14 protein-coding genes are annotated in these 18,937 nt (G+C 71.3%); 12 read left to right on the forward strand and 2 right to left on the reverse strand.

All coding sequences use genetic code 11. The annotated features are described in order from the left end of the window. Positions 1–158 precede the first annotated feature (158 nt). A complete protein-coding gene (locus FB457_RS27895) occupies positions 159–1,076 on the forward strand; it encodes a DUF4231 domain-containing protein (protein WP_047018933.1) in 918 nt (305 codons plus the stop codon). A gap of 38 nt (positions 1,077–1,114) precedes the next feature. On the opposite strand, the gene FB457_RS27900 is transcribed toward FB457_RS27895, so the two are convergent. Continuing rightward, complete coding sequence (locus FB457_RS27900) at positions 1,115–1,591, reverse strand: hypothetical protein (protein WP_047020525.1); 477 nt, start codon at positions 1,589–1,591, stop codon at positions 1,115–1,117. A 250-nt stretch (positions 1,592–1,841) separates the two neighbouring features. On the opposite strand from FB457_RS27900, the gene FB457_RS35730 reads away from it, so the two are divergent. After that, complete coding sequence (locus FB457_RS35730; RefSeq protein WP_222439520.1) at positions 1,842–2,423, forward strand: alpha/beta fold hydrolase family protein; 582 nt, start codon at positions 1,842–1,844, stop codon at positions 2,421–2,423. Between the two features lie 94 nt (positions 2,424–2,517). Here the strand turns inward: FB457_RS35730 and FB457_RS27910 are convergent, their stop codons facing one another. Beyond that, positions 2,518–4,380, reverse strand: coding sequence for a hypothetical protein (locus FB457_RS27910; protein ID WP_047018934.1), 1,863 nt, complete (start codon positions 4,378–4,380; stop codon positions 2,518–2,520). 451 nt (positions 4,381–4,831) lie between these two features. Here FB457_RS27910 and FB457_RS27915 point away from each other — a divergent pair, with 451 nt between their 5' ends. The 10 genes from FB457_RS27915 (at position 4,832) to FB457_RS27960 (ending at position 18,923) form a co-directional block, all read left to right on the forward strand. Next, positions 4,832–6,172, forward strand: coding sequence for an extracellular solute-binding protein (locus FB457_RS27915; RefSeq protein ID WP_078898738.1), 1,341 nt, complete (start codon positions 4,832–4,834; stop codon positions 6,170–6,172). After that, positions 6,169–7,140 carry a carbohydrate ABC transporter permease gene (locus FB457_RS27920; protein ID WP_047018936.1) on the forward strand — a complete coding sequence of 324 codons (972 nt, stop codon included), beginning with the start codon at positions 6,169–6,171 and terminating at the stop codon, positions 7,138–7,140. The genes FB457_RS27915 and FB457_RS27920 overlap by 4 nt, the downstream gene beginning before the upstream one ends. Continuing rightward, entirely contained in the window at positions 7,137–8,048 is a 912-nt protein-coding gene (locus FB457_RS27925) for a carbohydrate ABC transporter permease (protein WP_145783655.1), read from the forward strand. The genes FB457_RS27920 and FB457_RS27925 overlap by 4 nt, the downstream gene beginning before the upstream one ends. A gap of 47 nt (positions 8,049–8,095) precedes the next feature. Further along, positions 8,096–9,607: an arabinosylfuranosidase ArfA gene (gene arfA / locus FB457_RS27930; protein WP_145783657.1), complete on the forward strand. Its 1,512-nt coding sequence runs from the start codon at positions 8,096–8,098 to the stop codon at positions 9,605–9,607. A gap of 304 nt (positions 9,608–9,911) precedes the next feature. Next, positions 9,912–12,662, forward strand: a complete 2,751-nt coding sequence (locus tag FB457_RS27935) for a carbohydrate-binding protein (protein WP_486589151.1) — start codon at positions 9,912–9,914, stop codon at positions 12,660–12,662. A gap of 29 nt (positions 12,663–12,691) precedes the next feature. Beyond that, the gene (locus tag FB457_RS27940; RefSeq protein ID WP_047018939.1) at positions 12,692–13,747 is read left to right on the forward strand and encodes a LacI family DNA-binding transcriptional regulator; all 1,056 of its coding nucleotides are present in this window, start codon (positions 12,692–12,694) and stop codon (positions 13,745–13,747) included. Beyond that, complete coding sequence (locus tag FB457_RS27945; RefSeq protein WP_486589152.1) at positions 13,744–15,006, forward strand: sugar ABC transporter substrate-binding protein; 1,263 nt, start codon at positions 13,744–13,746, stop codon at positions 15,004–15,006. Before FB457_RS27940 ends, FB457_RS27945 begins: the two co-directional genes overlap by 4 nt. A gap of 21 nt (positions 15,007–15,027) precedes the next feature. After that, positions 15,028–16,023 carry a carbohydrate ABC transporter permease gene (locus FB457_RS27950; RefSeq protein ID WP_145783658.1) on the forward strand — a complete coding sequence of 332 codons (996 nt, stop codon included), beginning with the start codon at positions 15,028–15,030 and terminating at the stop codon, positions 16,021–16,023. Between the two features lie 65 nt (positions 16,024–16,088). Next, positions 16,089–16,850, forward strand: coding sequence for a carbohydrate ABC transporter permease (locus tag FB457_RS27955; protein ID WP_047020529.1), 762 nt, complete (start codon positions 16,089–16,091; stop codon positions 16,848–16,850). A 45-nt stretch (positions 16,851–16,895) separates the two neighbouring features. Next, positions 16,896–18,923, forward strand: coding sequence for a TIM-barrel domain-containing protein (locus FB457_RS27960; protein ID WP_145783659.1), 2,028 nt, complete (start codon positions 16,896–16,898; stop codon positions 18,921–18,923). The last annotated feature ends 14 nt before the right edge of the window (positions 18,924–18,937 follow it).

Below are 18,937 nucleotides of genomic sequence, written 5' to 3' on the forward strand. Positions count from 1 at the left end.
CTGGAGAGGACTGGAACTGTCCGACGATTCCTGCCGGAAAACCCCGGCCGGGAGCACGGAGTGTATAGCACCGTGGTGGACTTGAAGTGGACAGAGCCCGAGTGATTAGCCCACAAGGCGGGTAAGAGCGAAGGCACCTTCGTGGGTGGGGGGCGGGAATGGCCGCTGCGAGAACTCCGGGGCCGAGTACCACATTACGTGACCAGGATCTTCCGCCGCTGTTCCGCGTGAACGACCTCCAGGCGATCGCCCGGCAGCGGGAGTCCTTTCAGTCGTTACGCCGGCATCTGACGATCCTGCTTCTGGCCGCCACCGCGGCGATGGTCGCCGAGCAGATGGACAGCCGGGCGCCGACCGCCCTCGCGGCGGTCCTGTACGGGCTGACGATCGCCGTCGGGCTGCACACCGCCCGCCGGCGGGCGCGGGCCGCGTGGCAGGTGCACCGGGCCGTCGCCGAGACCGTCAAGTCGCTGGCGTGGCACTACATGGTCCGTGGCGGTCCCCTCCACACAGGTGTGCCCAACCCGGAGGCACTGTTCGCGGAACGCCTGGAGGAACGCCTCAACCAACTGCGGCAGGTGGGATGGGAGGACTCCCGCGCCACCTCCGACCTGCTCGGGGCCGGGCAGATCACCCCGGCCATGCGCGCGGTACGGGCCGGGTCCTTCGAGGCCCGCCGCAACTTCTACCTGCGGGAACGGGTGCTGGAACAGCTCGTCTGGTACCGGAACAAATCAGTCCAGGAGCACCAGGCCGCCGTCCGCTGGTCGGCGGTGACCGCCGGCCTGACGTTCTTCGCGCTGCTGGCGGCGGTGCTACGCACCCTGGGGATGACCGGCGGCTGGGACCTCACCGGCCTGCTCTCCGCGGCCGCTGCCGCCGCGGTGGCCTGGCATGAGGTGCGGCGGCACCGGCCGCTCACCTACGCCCACTCCCGCATCGAGCAGGAACTGGACGGGATGCGCGTCGCCATGGGCACCACGGTGACGGAGGAGGGCTGGGCGGACGCGGTGGCGGAGACGGAGCGGCTGGTCTCCCCCCAGCACACCGACTGGCTGGGGCGGTTCGGCTCCTGACGGCTTCCGGCCCGCGGGGCCCGAGGGCCGCGGCGGACTCACTGCCGGCGCACCCCGGGGCTCCACACCACAGTCACGGGGACACCGACGCGGTGCGCGTACGCCACCACGTCCCCCGTGCCGCCCGGCCCGCGCGCGGGGCGCCCGTCCCAGACGGCGACCATGGAGTCGACGTGATCGACGATCCAGCGTCCCGCCGCGCGGTAGGCCGCCTCGTCGCTCGCCTCGCGCGGCAACCGCACCTGGGACACACTCGACGTCAGTAGCCGGCGGTAGGCGGTCAGCGTGTCTCCGGTGCCGAGGCTCCGCTCGTAGTCCATGCCGGGGATGACCGCGGTGACGGGGACGCCGCAGCTCAGGGCGATGTCCGCGAAGAGCTGGTCGGCACCCGCCGCGAGACTGCTGAGCGCTTCCACCACGCTGCGCCTGCACAGCGCCGCCCGGATCCCCGAGCGCACGGACTCCAGGGCGGCGGCGGGGATGTCCCGGTGTCCGGTCACGCCGATCCGCGTCACGGCCACAACCTCCGATGCTCAGGTCGGAGTCAGCGTGCGGGGGCGCATGCTCCAGTCGGCGAAGGGCTGGGGGGACCGCCACAGGCCCCGGCGGCGGCGAGGGCCACACCCCCGTTGGCGACCACCTCGACGTGGTCGTGATGCGGCGGGGTGGGTTTACGGTACAGGCGCCGACTCGGGCTCGACAAAAGGTCAACTCACCCCTCGGGCATACTGTTTATACATATGTGACGAAATTTGGTAAGTCGGTGTGGCGCTCACCCACCGTCTGGACGACCGGCGCTACACCGACGCCATGCAGCCCGGCTATTCCGCGATCGACCTGCCGGTCCTGATCTGCTGGGGCGAGGACGACACGAGCTGGGTGCCGCTCCCTCGCGGCCACGGACTCGCCGCACTCATCCCCGGCGCCCGCCTGCACACCTTCCCGGACGCCGGCCACCTGGCCCCGCTCGACGCCCCGGCCGAACTCGCCACCACCCTCCTCACCTTCCTCACCTCCCTGAGAACCAGCAAGTACTACGGCCACCACGACGACAATGCCGCGACGCATACCCACCCTTCTTCACGGACTGCGCCGCACGAGAGCTCAGTCGAGAGCTCAGTTGAGCGGTCGGCTGTGCGCCGTATCCGCCGTCGATCCTGCGTCGCCCGCGCCCAACGCGTGGGCGGCCTACCGGCCGGAGCGGATCCGATCGCACTGGCGCGCGCCCTCCTGGCCGCGCAGCAAGGGCTCGTGTTCGTGAGCCGGACCGGGATGGACGCGGCCACCCGTACCGCCACGGCACGATCGCTCGCGGCTCAACTCCTGCCGGACCCCTCCGGCGACTGAACCGGCACGTACTCTACGGTCCGTCCGCGAGCAGGCCGCCTGCCGGCCACCCGTCCTGCGGCCGGTCCGCCAGGAGGGCGGACCGGCCGGGCCGTCAGTAGGCGAGCCGGATGCCGACGTCCAGGGAACCGTCGTGCGGGACCTTCAGGATGTGCATCCGCCTGCTGCCGTCGCGCAGGTAGACGAGGGAGGCGGCGGCGATGCTCGCGTTCCGGGCAGCGCCCCAGCGGATCCGGACCACGCCGGAGTTGCGGTGCACGTCGATGCCGGTTGCGGTGGCCGAGGCGGAGCCTCCCCAGGAGAGGACGGTGCCGTCGGTGAAGACCACGCGGTCGGATGCCCGGAGGATCAGCGGCACGGTCTCGGTCGCCGCCGAGTTGGCCCGGACGGACCGCCGGACCAGTCCGTTGCCGACCTCGACGTCGGTGACGACCGACCCGCTGGGCGTGCCGAAGCGGAAGGCGTAGGGGCTGCCGCCGAAGAACTGCCCGGCCTGGGGCCCGTTGGAGTCCGGTGCCTGGCCCGGGAGGACGGTGGCCCACACGCCGTGGTTGTTGTCGTTCAGGGACTGGATGACGGTCCCGGCGACCGGGTGCCACAGGAAGCTGAGGCCGGTGCGGGCCCTGCTCGTCGGCCGGGCACCGAGGTAGGCACCCAGGTAGACGCCGGGACGGCGGACGTAGAGGAAGTCCTGGCCCTGGTCGGTGCGGTGCTCGGTGAAGTTCGTCGAGGCGAGGTACGGGACGGCCTTGATCGCCCGGGTCTTGGCCGACCGCGTCGGGTACTCCTCGTCGTACATCGCGTGGGTGAGGATCCGCGGAGAGGTGTTCTGCTTGGTGAGCCCGGCCACCGGCGAGGGGTCAGCGGCCCAGGCGTCGCGGGCCGACGCAAGGTCCTCCCGGGCGGACATGAACGCGCCCAGCGCGGGCACCAGGGGGACGAACTGGTTGTTGAGCGCGGTGCGTTCCGGGTCGGGCCGGGTGTCGTCGTAGGCGAGGGTGCTGGTACGGGAGGAAGGGGCGATGTTGCAGAACCAGCCCGAGCCGTCGGGTTCCCGCAGCAGGTTGTAGCCGAGCCAGTCGGTGTACGTCCGGGCCATGGTGACCAGGTGCCCGTTGTGCGACTGCCGCCAGGCGTCGGCCATCTCGGGCAGCATGACCTCGAAGTTGTAGTTCATGTCCATCCCGCCCTCTTCGTAGAAGAAGCCGGCCGGGCCCTGCCCGTTCCCGGCCATGCGGGCGAAGGCGTCGTTCAGCCGGCTCCGCAGGGTTCCGTCGGGGTTGGTTCTGAGCGCCAGTGCAGCTCCCGCCAGTCCGGCGGTGACCTGGTTGGTGTATCTGATCGGGGCCTGCCAGGCGCGGGTGTTGGACGGGTCGAGAAGCCAGGTCATCGCCCCGTGCAGGGCGCGGGCGATCTGGCTGCGCCGGCCGGGAAGCAGCCCCGCGTCCTTCAGCAGCACATGGGTCTTGCTCAGGTAGCCGAGGGCGAAGCCGGTCGCGGCGAGGGAGTGCTCGCCCGCGCTGTACTCCGGCCATGAGCCGTCGGAGTGCTGGAGGCCGAGGTAGTGGCCGAGCGCCGCGTCGAGCCGCGCCAGGAGGGCGGAGTCGCCCCGGTAGGGGTTCCAGGAGCGGTTCTGGGTGAGGAACCAGCTCAGTGTGTAGACATGCTCCTGGACTCGCGTGTTGTACGGGGCCGCGGGCGATCGCCACCAGCCGCCGCCCATGAAGCCGTCGTCCTCGACGTCGTTGGCCATCGGGGCGAGGCTGACCAGATAGGGGGCGTAGAGCTGTTCGCCGGCGGCGAAGGCGCGCCGGGAGGGCGAGCCCGGGGGCAGGGCCGGCAGTGTCGGCAGGGTGCCGGCGGCGAGTGCATGAGGGGCGGGCATGGCGGCGGCGAGGCCGGCCGCTCCGGCCGCCGTGATGAGCGCGCGGCGCGACAGCGGGAATCCGGACGTCATGGGCGTCTCCTGGAGGTCATGAGAGTGGCGAGAAGCCGACGGTGCGTGGCCGTCCTGCTGATCGGACAGACTCTTCGGGCCCGGAGGCGCCGTCAAGGTGCTAATACGAATTACTTCAGGGCGGCTGACCCTCCACGGCAGTGATCACGTGGACGTGGGCCGCGGTGGAAGCAGCCGGAAGTGCCGCGTCAGAAGGGGCAACCCGGGCGAGACGTGCGGCTTCCGTGGAGCCGCCTCCGCCCCGCACGAACACGTCCCCGGCGGAGCATCCCGGAGGGGATTGGCGGCTGCTCCGGCATTGACGTGGGCACGCTTCGAGCCTACTTTCCGTCCGGAAAGCCGGTCGTTGTTCGAAATTGCGAACCGCCTCGCCTCCGGCAAGGAGCCGTTCATGTCCCCACCGCCTCCTGTTCCGACCGTTCCCTCCGTCCCTCCGCCCAGTCGCCGGCGTCTGCTCGGCTCGGCCGCGCGGCTCGCCGGGCTCGTCGCGCTCACCGGTGCCGGCGCGGCCGGCACGGCGAGTTGCGCCGCGCCCTCCTCCGTGGCGTCCGGCAAGACGCCGCTGCGCTACTGGCACCTGTTCGGCGGCGGCGACGGCGTCACCATGCAGGCGATGCTCGACGCGTTCGAAGCCGAGCACGCCGGCATCGCGCTGGACGCTGCCCAACTGGAGTGGGGGGCGCCGTACTACACCAAGCTCGGCATGGCCGGCGCCGGGGGCCGGGCGCCCGAGGTGGCGGTGCTGCACCTGGCGCGGCTGCCGGGCTTCGGGCCCGGAAAGCTGCTGGACGCGTTCGACCTCGACCTGCTGGCCGAATACGGCGTACGGCCCGGGGACTTCCCGGCGGAGATCTGGGACCGCGGCGCGATCGGCGGCAAGCAGTACGCCGTACCGCTCGACACCCACCCCCTCGTGCTCTACTACCAGACCGAGATCTGCGAGCAGGCCGGGCTGCTGCGGGCGGACGGGCGGATCAAGACCCTGGAAGGCGCCGGGGAGTTCGTCGACGCGCTGCGCGCGATCCGCCGGGTGACCGGCCGGCCGCCGCTGGTCATGGAGACCACCGGCGCGGACGCGGCGGGCCCCGCCCGGGTCTTCGCCACCTTCTACGCGCAGACCGGCGGCACCCTGCTGGACGACACCGGCACCCGCCTCACCCTCGACGAGGACAAGGCGCTGCGCGTGCTGGAGTTCATGCGCATGCTCACCCACGACGGCCTCGCCGTCCGCGTCGCCGACTACCAGGGCAGCGTCGGGATCTTCAACGCGGGCGAGACGGGCCTGGCGCTCAACGGCGACTGGGAGGTCAGCACGTATCTGGAGACCGAGCTGCCGTTCTCCATGGCCCCGGTGCCGACCCTCTTCGACCGTCCCGCGGCTCAGGCCGACTCCCACTCCTTCGTCCTGCCGCACCAGGAGGATCGCGGCGGCGAGGCGAACCGCGCCGCCCACCGGTTCGTCGCCTGGATGCTCAGGCACTCGGCCGACTGGGCCAGCGGCGGGCACATACCCGCGTACACCCCCACGCTCAGCAAGCCCGCCTACCTGAAGCTGGAACCGCAGTCCGAGTACCGCCACGTGATCGACTACGTCGCACTCGACCCGCCCGCCTGGTTCGCGGGCTCCGCCTCCCTCATGTGGCTGGAGCTGGGGCACATCTTCTCCGGAGTGTTCACGGGATCCCGTACGCCGGAAAGCGCCCTGGCCGAGGCGAGGGCGGGCCTGAAGAAGCTGCTGGACACGCCCAGTCCGCTCGGCGACATCCCGGCCCCGGGAGGTGATCAGGCATGACCGCACCCGCGCGGACAGAACCGGACACCACCGCCGCGCACGAGGCCACCGGCGCCCCCGCCCCCGTACCCGGCGGCACCGCCATCCGGCACGGCCGCTTCGAGCACGGGCTGATGTTCGTCGCGCCCTTCCTCGCCCTCTACGCCCTCTTCCTGGTCTGGCCCGTGGTGCTCGGCATCAAGATGAGCCTGACCAGCGACAACATCACCGGCAGCGGCGGCGAGTACGTCGGGTTCGACAACTACACCGAGGCGCTCTCCGACCCCGACATGTGGGAGGCGCTCTGGCAGACCGTCTGGTTCACCCTCCTGTCCACGGTGCCGCTGGTGCTGCTCGGCCTGGTGATGGCCCTGCTCGCGCACGGCCTGCGGTTCGTGGACTGGCTGTGGCGGCTGAGCTGGTTCGCGCCCTACCTGCTGCCCTCCGGCGTCGTCGGGCTCCTGTGGCTGTGGATCATCTATCCCGCCGACTTCGGCCTCGCCGACCAACTGCTGGCCGAGTTCGGCCTGCACCCGGGCATCGGCTGGCTCACCGACCCGCAGTACGCGATGCTCTCCATCGTCATCACCACCATCTGGTGGACCGTGGGCTTCAACTTCCTGCTCTACCTCGCGGCACTGCAGTCCATCCCGCAGCACCTCTACGAGGCGGCCGAGCTGGACGGCGCGACCGCCTGGCAGCGCCTGTGGCACATCACCCTGCCGATGCTGCGGCGCACCACGGGAGTGGTGGTGATCCTCCAGTTGCTGGCCTCGCTCAAGATCTTCGACCAGGTCTACATCATGACCCAGGGCGGGCCGGACGGCGCCACGAGGACCACCCTGCTCTACGTCTTCGAGGAGGGCTTCACCGGCTACCGGATCGGCTACGCCTCCGCCGCCTCGTACATCTTCTTCGCCCTGATCGTCCTCGTCTCCCTCATCCACCTGCACCTCGCCCGCAGGACACGGCAGGAGAGCACCTCATGAGCGCAGCGGCCGGCACCTCCCGCCAGGACCCGGTCTCCTCCACCGCGCCCACCCCCGCCGGCGGCACCGGCGGCGGCCGGCGGCCGCGCTGGACCCGGGGCCGCGTCGCCATGCTGCTGGCCGCACTCGTCCTCGCCGCCGCCTGGGTGCTGCCGCTCGCCTACGCCCTAGCCACCTCGCTCAAGCCCATGGGCGAGGAGGTCGAGACCCCGCTCACCTGGATCGGTTCCAGCGTCACCTTCGACGCGTACGACAAGGTGTGGGCGGCCGGGGACATCCCCCGCTGGATGCTCAACACCCTCTACATCTCGGTGATGACCACCTTGCTGACCGTGCTGCTGTGCGCCATGGCGGCGTACGGGTTCGCGCGCACCGAGTTCCGCGGCCGGAAGGCGCTCTACGCTCTCGTCCTCGCCGGCATCATGGTGCCGCCGCAGGTGCTGATGGCGCCGCTCTTCGCGGAGATGGCGGCGCTCGGCCTGGTGGACACCTACTGGGGCGTGATCCTGCCGCAGGTCGCCGTCCCCGCGATGGTGTTCATCCTGGTGAAGTTCTTCGAAGGGGTGCCGCGCGAGCTGGAGGAGGCTGCCTTCTGCGACGGCGCCGGGCGCTGGCGGGTGTTCTTCACGATCGTGCTGCCGCTCTCCCGGCCCATCCTCGCCGCGGTCTCGATCTTCGTCTTCATCCACACGTGGAACAACTTCCTCTGGCCCTTCCTGGTCACCACCGACCCGAACGGCATGACGCTGCCCGTGGGCCTCGTCAACATCCAGTCCAGCTACGGCGTCCGCTACTCCCAGGTGATGGCCTCCCTGGTGATGGCAGGGCTGCCGCTGCTGGTGGTCTTCGCCCTCTTCCAGCGCCAGATCGTCCGCGGCGTCGCCCACACCGGCCTCGCGGGGAAGTGACGACAGCCGTCCAGCGAACCGGGCCCCGCAGCCACAGAGAGGAACCCATGAGCGCCACCGCACGCTTCACCCTCGACCCCGCCTTCACCGTGGGCGAGGCCGGCCCGCGGCTGTTCGGCTCCTTCGTCGAGCACCTCGGCCGGTGCGTCTACACGGGCATCTACGAGCCGGGCCACCCCGCCGCCGACCCGGCCGGGCTGCGCACGGACGTGCTGGACCTCGTCCGCGAGCTGGGGGTGACCGCCGTCCGCTACCCCGGCGGCAACTTCGTCTCCGGCTACAAGTGGGAGGACGGCGTCGGCCCCCGGCAGGACCGGCCGCGCCGCCTCGACCCGGCCTGGCAGACCACGGAGAGCAACCACTTCGGGCTCGGCGAGTACGCCGACTTCCTCCGCAAGACGGGCTGCGAACCCGTGCTGGCCCTCAACCTCGGCACCAGGGGCGTCGCCGAGGCCGTCGAGCTCCAGGAGTACGCCAACCATCCCCAGGGCACGGCGCTGGCCGACCTCCGTATCGCGCACGGGAGCAAGGAGCCGTACGGGATCCGGCTGTGGTGCCTGGGCAACGAGATGGACGGGCCGTGGCAGACGGGTCACAAGACCGCGGCGGAGTACGGGCGGCTGGCCGCCGAGACCGCGCGGGCGATGCGGCAGATCGACCCGGGCCTGGAACTGGTCGCGTGCGGAAGCTCGAACCAGGCCATGCCGACCTTCGCCGAGTGGGAGAGGACGGTCCTCACCGAGTGCTACGACCTGGTCGACTACATCTCCCTGCACGCCTACTACGAGGAAGTGGACGGCGACCGCGGCTCCTTCCTGGCCTCGGCCGTGGACATGGAGTCCTTCATCGACAACGTCGTCGCCACCTGCGACCACGTAGGGGCAAGGCTGAAGTCGGAGAAGCGGATCAACCTCTCCTTCGACGAGTGGAACGTCTGGTACCAGAGCCGCTTCCACGCCGAGTTCGACCGGAACCCGCCCGGCTGGGCCGAGGCCCCGCGGCTGCTGGAGGACAGCTACAGCGTCACCGACGCCGTCGTCGTCGGCTCGCTGCTGATCGCGTTGCTGCGGCACGCGGACCGGGTGAAGCTGGCCTGCCTCGCACAACTCGTCAACGTCATCGCGCCGATCATGACGGAGCCGGGCGGCACGGCCTGGCGGCAGACCACGTTCCATCCCTTCGCGCAGGCGGCGCGCCACGGCCGGGGCACGGTCCTGGAGGTGCGCGCCGACTCCCCGACGTACGACACCGCGCGCTACGGCCGGGTCCCGCTGCTGCACGCCACGGCGGTACGGGACGAGGCGAGCGGCGCCGTCACGGTCTTCGCGGTCAACCGGGCGCAGCAGGCCGTACTCCCGGTGGAGATCGCCGTGCACGGGACGGGCGTGACCGGCATCGCCGGGCACAGCGTGCTCTCCGACACCGACCCCGAGGCCCGCAACACCGCCGCCGACCCGGACCGTGTCACCCCGCACGGGGCGGAGGGCACGGCGCTGTCGGGCGGGGTCCTGCGGGCCGTGCTGGAGCCCATGTCCTGGAACGTCATCCGTCTGACCTGAATGCACGGTCCCGGTGTCCCGCGATCCGGCCCCTCCTCGGCAACGACACCCGCGGTGGTGCCGGTCGGCGTGCGGTACCACCGGACCCGGTTCAGCCGGTGCGGGCTCACCGTACCCGCCTCGCCGCCCCGACGGCGGATGTGTGTGAGGTCTATTGACGCGCACCGGTGGAGCGAGCATCCTGCCGCACGAGATCCCGAATTGTGTCTGAGATTTCGAACCAGAACGTTGTCGAACCGGTTCGACAAAGTCTCGCTGTCGAACCGGTTCGCCCCCCACCGGGCAACTCACAGGAGCAGTGACGATGGTGCATACGAGAGCGAAACGGCCCCGCCGCGGTCTGCGTCACGCACTGGCCGTCGCCGCGGGCGCCGGGCTGCTGGCCTCGGGCCTCGGGATGCCCGCCGCGACCGCCGACGAGCAGGAGCTGAGCATCGATCTGGCCGCCGGCACCGGCGCGTTCCACGGCGGCGCCGCCGGCACCCTCTACGGCCTCTACGGCCAGGACGTACCGACGAACAACCTCATCGAGGGAATGAACCTCCGGACCGTCTCGACCAAGGCCCAGGACGGCCCCCAGCACCCCGGCGCCGACGCGCTCGACGTGGTCAAACCGCTCGCGGACTCCACCGGCGGCGACGTGTACATCTACATGACCGACATCCACCGGGGCTTCCCGTACCAGTGGGAGGGCGACACCCCCGGGGAGAAGGTCTCGATCTACCGCGAGAAGATCGCCAAGCAGGTAGACCAGGTGCTCGAACTGCCCGAGGAGTACCGGGACAACATCGTCTTCGTGCCGTTCAACGAGCCCGAGGGCAACATGTTCGGCACCGGCGAGTGGAGCTACGACCGCACCTCTTGGCTCGACGACCCCGCCGACTACTTCGCCACCTGGGACGACTTCTACCGGCTGATCAAGGGCAAGATGCCCGGCGCCCGTATCGCAGGACCCAACACCAGCATCCTCTACGACCAGGTCAAGGGCTTCCTGGAGCACACCGTCGAGGCCGGCACGGTGCCCGACGTCGTCACCTGGCACGAGCTGAGCCACCCCGAGCAGGTGCGCACCAGCGTGGCGACGTACCGCGCGTGGGAGAAGGAGGTCTTCGCGGGGACCGCGTACGAGGAGAAGACGCCGCTGCCCGTGAACGTCAACGAGTACGCGTTCAACTACCACACCTCCGTACCGGGCCAGATGATTCAGTGGATCTCCGCGATCGAGGAGTCGAAGGTCGACGCCGACATGGCGTACTGGAACATCGACGGCAACATCTCCGACTCCGCCGTGCAGTCCAACCGCGGCAACGGCCAGTGGTGGCTGTTCAACGCCTACGGCGCCATGTCCGGCCACACCGTCGAGGTCACCCCGCCGTCGCCCGGCGAGAACTACACCATGCAGGGCGTCGCCACGCTGGATGAGGAGAAGCGGCAGGCACGGGCGCTGTTCGGGGGCGCGGACGGCCCGAGCCGCGTCCGGTTCGACAACGTGCCCGCCGCCGTCTTCGGCGACACCGTCCACGCCTGGGTCCGCGAGATCCCCTGGACCGGCCAGATCGGCGACTCCGACCGCCCCGAGCCGGTTGCCGAGGGGGACGCCGACGTCCAGGACGGCGCCGTCGAGTTCGACTTCGGCGGCGACCTGCCGGAGCTGGAGGAGTCGTCCGCGTACGAGATCGTCCTGGCACCGGGCGGCGGCGGGGATGCGTCACCGCCGCGCGCCCTCTGGCAGGGCAGCTACGAGGCCGAGGACGCCGCGCACACCGGCTCCGGCTACAGCCTGAACGGCCCCGAGGGCTCGCCGAAGGAGGTGTCCAAGTTCTACACCTCCGGCGGTTACAACGTCGGGGGCCTGCGCACGGGCTCCGACGTCCGGCTCGACTTCACCGTCGACGTGCCCGCGGACGGCACGTACGACCTCCGAGTCTTCGCCAACTCCCTCAACACCTACGGCCTCGTCGCGGAGCAGGGCCCGACCAACGTCTTCCTCCGCGTCGACGGCGAGGACGAGCAGGAGCTCCACCTGCCGCTCGGCTACAAGTGGGTGGTCTGGGACCACGCCGACACCACCGTCGAGCTGACCGAGGGTGAACACACCCTCTCCCTCGCCGCCCGGAGCCTCGACGGCACCGGGGCCACCAAGGGCGACGCGATCATCGACCGCATCACCCTCTCCCAGCCCGCCGCCACGGCCGACCAGGCGGTCTACGAGGGTGAGTTGGCCTCCTTCGACGGCGGCGGCCCCGTGTACGACCTGCCGCAGGACGGCAGCACCACCGGCGCCGGCGCCGGCGCGGCGCGGCTCGCCGACGGCGAGAGCGCGACCTTCTGGGTCTACTCGGAGGCCGACGCCGAGGCGCGCCTCGGCGTCGCCGCGCTCGGCGGGGGGCGGTCCCGGCTCGCCGTCAACGGGCAGGACGTGCAGAACGTGACCCGGGCGTCGGGCGAGGTGGCCGTCTCCCTCTCCGGCGGGGTCAACAAGGTCACCGTCACCGCCACCGCCGGCACCGTGCTCATCGACCACCTCGCCGTCGCCCCGGGCGGCGGAGTGCTGGAGCCGCGCGAGTACCAGGCCGAGGCGGCCGACCTCGCCGGTACCGCCGAGGTCGCGGACTTCTCCCTCGCCGACGGCGGCAAGGCGGTGCAGGGCGTCGGCGGCGAGCCGGGCAACGGCAACACCGCTACCTTCCGCGTCACCGCGGACACGGCCGGCCTGTACGCCATGCGTGTCCGCTACGCCAACCCCGAGCAGTCCGAGGCCACGCACTACAACCCCGACCCACTCGTCCGGCACGCCGACGTGTCCGTCAACGGCGGCGAGGCCCGGCGCGTCACGTTCCCGCACTCGTTCCACGAGAACAACTTCTGGGACCTGACCGTGCCGGTGCGGCTGGAGCGGGGCGACAACACCATCGCCTTCCGCGCCGAGGAACTGCCGAACTTCGACGGCGAGTCCTACGCCTCCGACACCTGGCCGGGCGTGCTGCTGCGCTCGCAGTACGCGCCCGTCCTCGACAGGATCACGCTCGCGCCGTACGCGGTCGGGCAGCCGTAGCCCGCAGCACATCCGGAAAGGGGGTCCGAATGGTGACCATCGGCGACATCGCGCACGCGGCCGGCGTGTCCCGCAGCACCGCCTCGTACGCACTGTCCGGCAAGCGGTCCATCTCCGCCGAGGTCCGGCAGCGCGTGGCGGACGCCGCGCGGGAACTGGGCTACACGCCCAACGCCGGCGCCCGGGCCCTGGCCACCGCGGAGACCATGGTCCTCGGGCTGCTCGCCCAGTTCCACGAGGACGAGTTCGCCCCGGCGATGCTCCAGTACATGCTGGGCGTCTCCGACACCGCCCGCGAGCTGGGCTACGACACCCTGCTCGTCACCGAGGCGGACGGGGCCAGGGCACTGCGCCGGATCACCGACTCCCGCATGGTCGACGGCGTCGTCCTGCTCAACGTCGCGCAGGACGACGCCCGGCTGCCGCTGCTGCGCGACGCACCCCAGCCCGGGGCGCTCGTCGGGCTGCCGGGCGACCCGACCGGCGTCGACGTCTTCGACCTGGACTTCGAGGCCGCCGGCCGGGCGATGGTCGACCACATGCACCGGCTGCACCACCGCGAGCTGATCCTCGTATCGCAGCCCGAGCACGTCATCGAGCGGGGCGGCGCGTACGTATGGCGGCTGCAGGACGCCGTGGTGCAGCAGGCGCGGTTCCGCGGCATCCGCCTGCACGCGGCTTTCGGCTTCTCCCGCCAGCCCGGCGTCGGCCGGCACCTGAGCGCACTGCTCGACGCGCATCCGGCCGCGACGGGGCTGCTGCTGAACAACGAGGCCGCAGCCGCGGCCCTGCCCTCCGTGCTGCACGCGCGCGGCCTTCGGGTGTCGCGGGACCTGTCGGTCATCGGCCGCTACTCCGACGAATTCGCCCGCACCTTCTCGCTGCCGTTCTCCTCCATCGAATCCGCCCCCGACCTGCTGGGCGCGCTGGCGGTGCGCCAGCTCGTCAGCCGCCTCGTCTCCCCCGCGGCCCGCGACGAACCGCACGTGCTGCGGCTCGTGCCGCCCGAACTCGTCGACCGAGGGAGCACAGGAGCCCCGCCCGCGGACCCCAGCACCGCACGTGCCCAAGGAGGAACACCGTGATATCCCTGCCCACTCCCGTCCGGGCCGCCGGCGTTCTGGCCGCCGCGCTCCTCGTCATGACGGCGCCCGCCGCCTGCTCATCGAAGACCGGCGGCACCGGCGGCGATCAGTCCGACGACACGTACACCTGGTGGGACCCCTATCCGCAGCACGACAAGTCCTCGGACTGGGCGAAGCGCGTGACCGCCTGCGGCGACGAGGCGGGGGTGACCATCAAGCGCACCGCGTACGACACCTCCGCCCTGACGAACCAGGCGCTGCTCGCCGCCCAGGAGGGCACCTCGCCCGACGTCATCCTGCTGGACAACCCGGCCGTCTCCACCCTCGCCGACAGCGGGATGCTCACCACCACGGACGAGTTCGGGCTCGACACGTCCGGCATCGACGAGAACCTGCTCGCGGCCGGGGTCGTGGACGACAAGGCGTACGGCATCCCCATCGGCGCCAACACCCTGGCGCTGTACTACAACGAGGACGTCCTCGACGACGCCGGTGTCGACCCCGCCTCGGTCGAGGACTGGGAATCGCTCACCGCCGCTCTGCGGAAGGCGACCGGCGCCGGGCACAAGGGCATCACCTTCGCCGGTACCAACACCGAGGAGGGATCCTTCCAGTTCCTGCCCTGGTTCTGGGGCGCGGGCGCCGAACTGCGCGACCTCGACTCGGCGCAGGCCGTCTCGGCCCTGGAGCTGTGGACCGGTTGGCTGGCGGAGGGCTACGCGCCCAACTCGGTGATCAACAACTCCCAGAACACGACCTGGGAGGAGTTCCTCACCGGCGACTTCGCCTTCGCCGTCAACGGGACCTGGCAGGTCAACAGCGCCGCGGAGGCCGGTTTCCCGACCGGTGTGGTGCAGATCCCCGGCAAGGACGGCGGGGCCGCCCCGGCCCCCACGGGCGGCGAGTTCATCACCGCCCCCATGCAGGACGACACCTCCCGCTACGACGTCACCAAGAAGATCGTCGAGTGCATGACCACGCCCGCGGGCATGGTGGAGACCGCGACGACCTTCGCGTACTACATCCCGCCGACGCGGGCCGGCCAGGAGAAGCTGCTCGCGAAGAACGCCGGGCTCAAGCCGTGGACCGAGGCCGTGCGCACCGCCCGGGGCCGGACAAGCGACAACCTCGGCACCGACTACCCGAAGATCTCCGAGCAGCTCTGGACCGCCGTGCAGAAGGCGCTCAGCGGGTCCACGAGCCCCGAGGACGCCCTGCGCGAAGCGCAGTCGGCAGCCGAGGACGAGGCCGGCGGCTGACGCCGCACCGGGAGCCGCACCATGGAGACCACCACCACGACCGTGCCGCAGGCAGCGGGCTCAGGATCCCAGGCGTCCGGCCCGGCGGAGCCGTCCGCCCGGCGCCGCGGAGGGCGGACCGCGCAGGAGCGCTCCGTCCGCTGGGCCGGCCGCGCGTTTCTGGCCCCGCTCCTCGTCTATCTGCTGGCCTTCTACGCCTATCCGCTCTTCCGGAACGTCGACCTCAGCCTGCACGAGTACACCGTCCGCTCGTTCGTGCAGGGTGGTGCCGAGTTCACCGGGCTCGCCAACTACCGCGACGTGATCGGCGCCGACGCCTTCGTCCCCGCGCTGCGCAACACGCTCGTGTTCACCTTCGTCTCCATCGCCGCGCAATACGCCATCGGCCTCGCGCTCGCGGTCTTCTTCCGCAACGGCTTCCGGCTGTCGGGACTGCTGCGCGGCATGTTCCTGGTGCCGTGGCTGCTGCCGCTGATCGTCTCCGGATCGACCTGGTCCTGGATGCTGAACAGTGACAACGGCATCGTGAACTCCGTCCTGGAGGCGTTCGGCATCGGGCAGATCAACTGGCTGACCGATCCCGGCTGGGCACTCACCTCCGTGATCATCGCGAACATCTGGCTCGGCATCCCGTTCAACCTCGTCATCCTCTACTCCGGGCTGCAGAACATCCCGGACGAGCTGTACGAGGCGGCTGCCCTGGACGGCGCGAGCGCCTGGCAGCAGTTCCGGCGGGTGACCTTCCCGCTGCTGCGCCCGGTCTCCGCGATCACCCTGCTGCTCGGCCTTGTCTACACGCTCAAGGTGGTCGACGTCATCTGGATCATGACCACCGGCGGGCCTGGCACCTCCTCAACCACGCTCGCCGTCTGGTCCTACCGCGAGGCATTCGGCACCGGGCTGCCCGACTTCTCGCCCGCCGCCACCGCCGGCAACCTGCTCATCTTCCTCGCGCTCGCCTTCGGCCTCCTCTACATCCGCCTTGAGGGCCGGGCGCGCCGGGGGGATCCATCGTGACCAGGCACCGGACCCGGCGCGCCAGCCGGGGCAGGACCGCGCTCGGAATCCTGTTCACCGCGGTGATGCTCTTCCCCGTCTACTGGATGGTCAACGTCTCGCTGACCAGGACCGGGGACATGCGGGCCGACCCGCCGCACTGGTTCCCCCGGAACCCCACCTTCGCCGGCTACGCCGACGTGCTGCGCGATCAGATCCCGGCGCTGACCACTAGCCTGGGCATCGGCCTGGGCTGCGTCGCGCTCACCCTCGCCGTCGCCGCGCCCGCCGCGTACTCACTGGCCAGGCTGCGTCCGCGGAGCGTGGGCGCGGTCGGGTTCCTGCTGCTGGTCGCGCAGATGATCCCCAGCGTGGTCATGGCGATCGGCTTCTACGCCGTCTATGTGCGGCTCGGCTGGCTCAACTCCGTCTGGGGCCTGATCCTCGCGGACTCCACCATCGCCGTCCCCTTCGGCGTCATGGTGCTGACCGCCTTCATGTCCGGCATCCCGGCCGAGTTGCTGCAGGCCGCGCGGATCGACGGCGCGGGCACCTGGCGGACGTTCGTCTCCGTGGTCCTGCCGCTGAGCCGCAACGCACTGCTGACCGTGTCGCTGTTCGCGTTCCTGTGGGCGTGGTCGGACTTCGTCTTCGCCTCCACCCTCAGCCGCAACGCCGACGCGATCCCGATCACTCTCGGCATCTACCAGTACATCGGCAACAACACCACCGAATGGAACTCGATCATGGCCACCGCCGTCGTCGCGTCCGTCCCCGCGGCGGTGCTGCTCGTCATCGCGCAGCGCTTCGTCGCCGGCGGCGTCGTCGCCGGCGCCGTCAAGGACTGACGCAGATGACGCCACGACGACCCCACCTGTGAGGAATACGCGTACATGGTGAGCTTCCGACCGACCCGGACCGCTCTGGAGATCCGCCACCGGCACGAGGTGCTGACCGTCCAGGCATGGGGCGCGGACAGCGTCCGCGTACGGGCCGCGCCCTTCCGGCTCCCGGCGGAGAGCCACGGCGCTCTCGGCGAGCTTCCGCCGTCGCCCGCACCCCCGCGGATCACCGTCGACGGCGACCGCGCCGTCCTCGTCCACGGGGAGCTGACCGTGACGGCCGCCTTCGACCGCCGCGCCGCGTACCCCGAGCCGCTGCTCGCCTTCTCCCGCACGAGCACCGGCGCCGAGCTGCTGGCCGAGAGTCGCGAGCACTTCTGGCTGCCCGGCGCCCGCGTCTTCCGCGGGGACGGCACCGGCGCCTACGAAGTCCGCCAGCGGTTCACCGCGTACACCGGCGAGCGTCTCTACGGCATGGGCCAGCGCACCCACGGCCGGCTCGACCTCAAGGGCCTGGCCCTGGACCTCGTCCACCGCAACGGTGAGGTGTCCATCCCGTTCGTGCTCTCCAGCCGCGGCTACGGACTGCTGTGGAACCTGCCCGCCGTCGGCCGGGCCGAGTTCGCGGAGAACGGCACCCGGTGGCAGGCCGGCCGCGCCCGGGAGATCGACTACTGGCTCACCGCGGCGCCGACGCCCGCCGGGATCCTCGCCCGGTACGCCGACGCCACCGGGCACGCCCCCGAACTGCCGTGCTGGGCCAGCGGCTTCTGGCAGTCGAAGCTGCGCTACCGCGACCAGGACGAGCTGCTCGCCGTCGCGCGCGAGCACCGCCGCCGCGGCCTGCCCCTGTCCGTGATCGTCGCCGACTACTTCCACTGGCCGGCGATGGGCGACCACCGCTTCGATCCCGCCGAGTGGCCAGAGCCCCGGGCGATGGTCGAAGAACTGGCGGAGCAGGGCGTGGAGCTGATGGTCTCCGTCTGGCCGACCGTCTCGCCGCTCGCCGAGTCCTGGCCCGACTACCGCGACCGCGGGCTGCTCGCCGGCACCGCGCAGGGGGTGGAGTTCCACCAGACCATCCAGGACAAGGGCATGGCCGTGCCCATGCCCGTCGCCTTCTACGACCCGACCAACCCCGAGACGCGGGCGTACGTGTGGGAGCGGATCCGGCGCGGCTACCGAGACGCCGGCATCCGGGTCTTCTGGCTGGACGCCTGCGAGCCCGAGCTGAATCCCGCCCAGCCGGAGAACCTCGCCCTCTACGCCGGTCCGGGCGCCGAGGTCGCCGGCGTCTATCCCCGCGACAACGCCCGCCTCTTCGCCGAGGGCATGGCGGCCGACGGTGCCGGGCCGACCGTGCTGCTGTGCCGCTCCGCGTGGGCGGGCGCGCAGAAGTACGGCGCCGCGCTCTGGTCCGGCGACATCCCCGCCACCTGGGAGTCGCTGCGGCGGCAGATACGGGCCGGGCTGTCCGTCGCCGTCTCCGGCATCCCGTGGTGGACCACCGACATCGGGGGCTTCCACGGCGGCGACGCCCGCGACCCCGCGTACCGGGAGTTGATGATCCGGTGGTTCCAGTTCGGCGTGTTCTGCCCGCTGTTCCGGCTGCACGGCGACCGCGAGCCGCGCACCCCCACCTCGTACGCCCAGACCGGCGGCCCCAACGAGGTCTGGTCCTACGGCGACGAGGCGTACGGGATCATCGCCGGGCTCCTGCACCTGCGCGAGCGGCTGCGTCCGTACCTCCACGAGCAGATGACCACCGCCGCCCGCACCGGGCTGCCGCCGATGCGACCGCTCTTCCTCGACCACCCGGGCGACCCGCGCACGTGGACCGTGGACGACGCGTTCCTCTTCGGCCCCGACGTGCTCGTCGCGCCGGTGGCCGAGGCCGGGCAGCGCGCCCGGGAGGTGTACCTGCCGGCCGGCGCCCGCTGGGTCTGCGCCGCGACCGGCCGGACGTACGACGGCGGAAGCGCGGTCACGGCCGCCGCCCCCCTCGACCGGATCCCCGTCTTCACCCGCGAAGGCGCCGACGTGCCGCTGGGCGTGACCGGCGCGGCGGCGACCGCATGAAGGAGAACGCGCAG

It is taken from the genome of Streptomyces sp. CNZ287 (genome assembly GCF_007827615.1).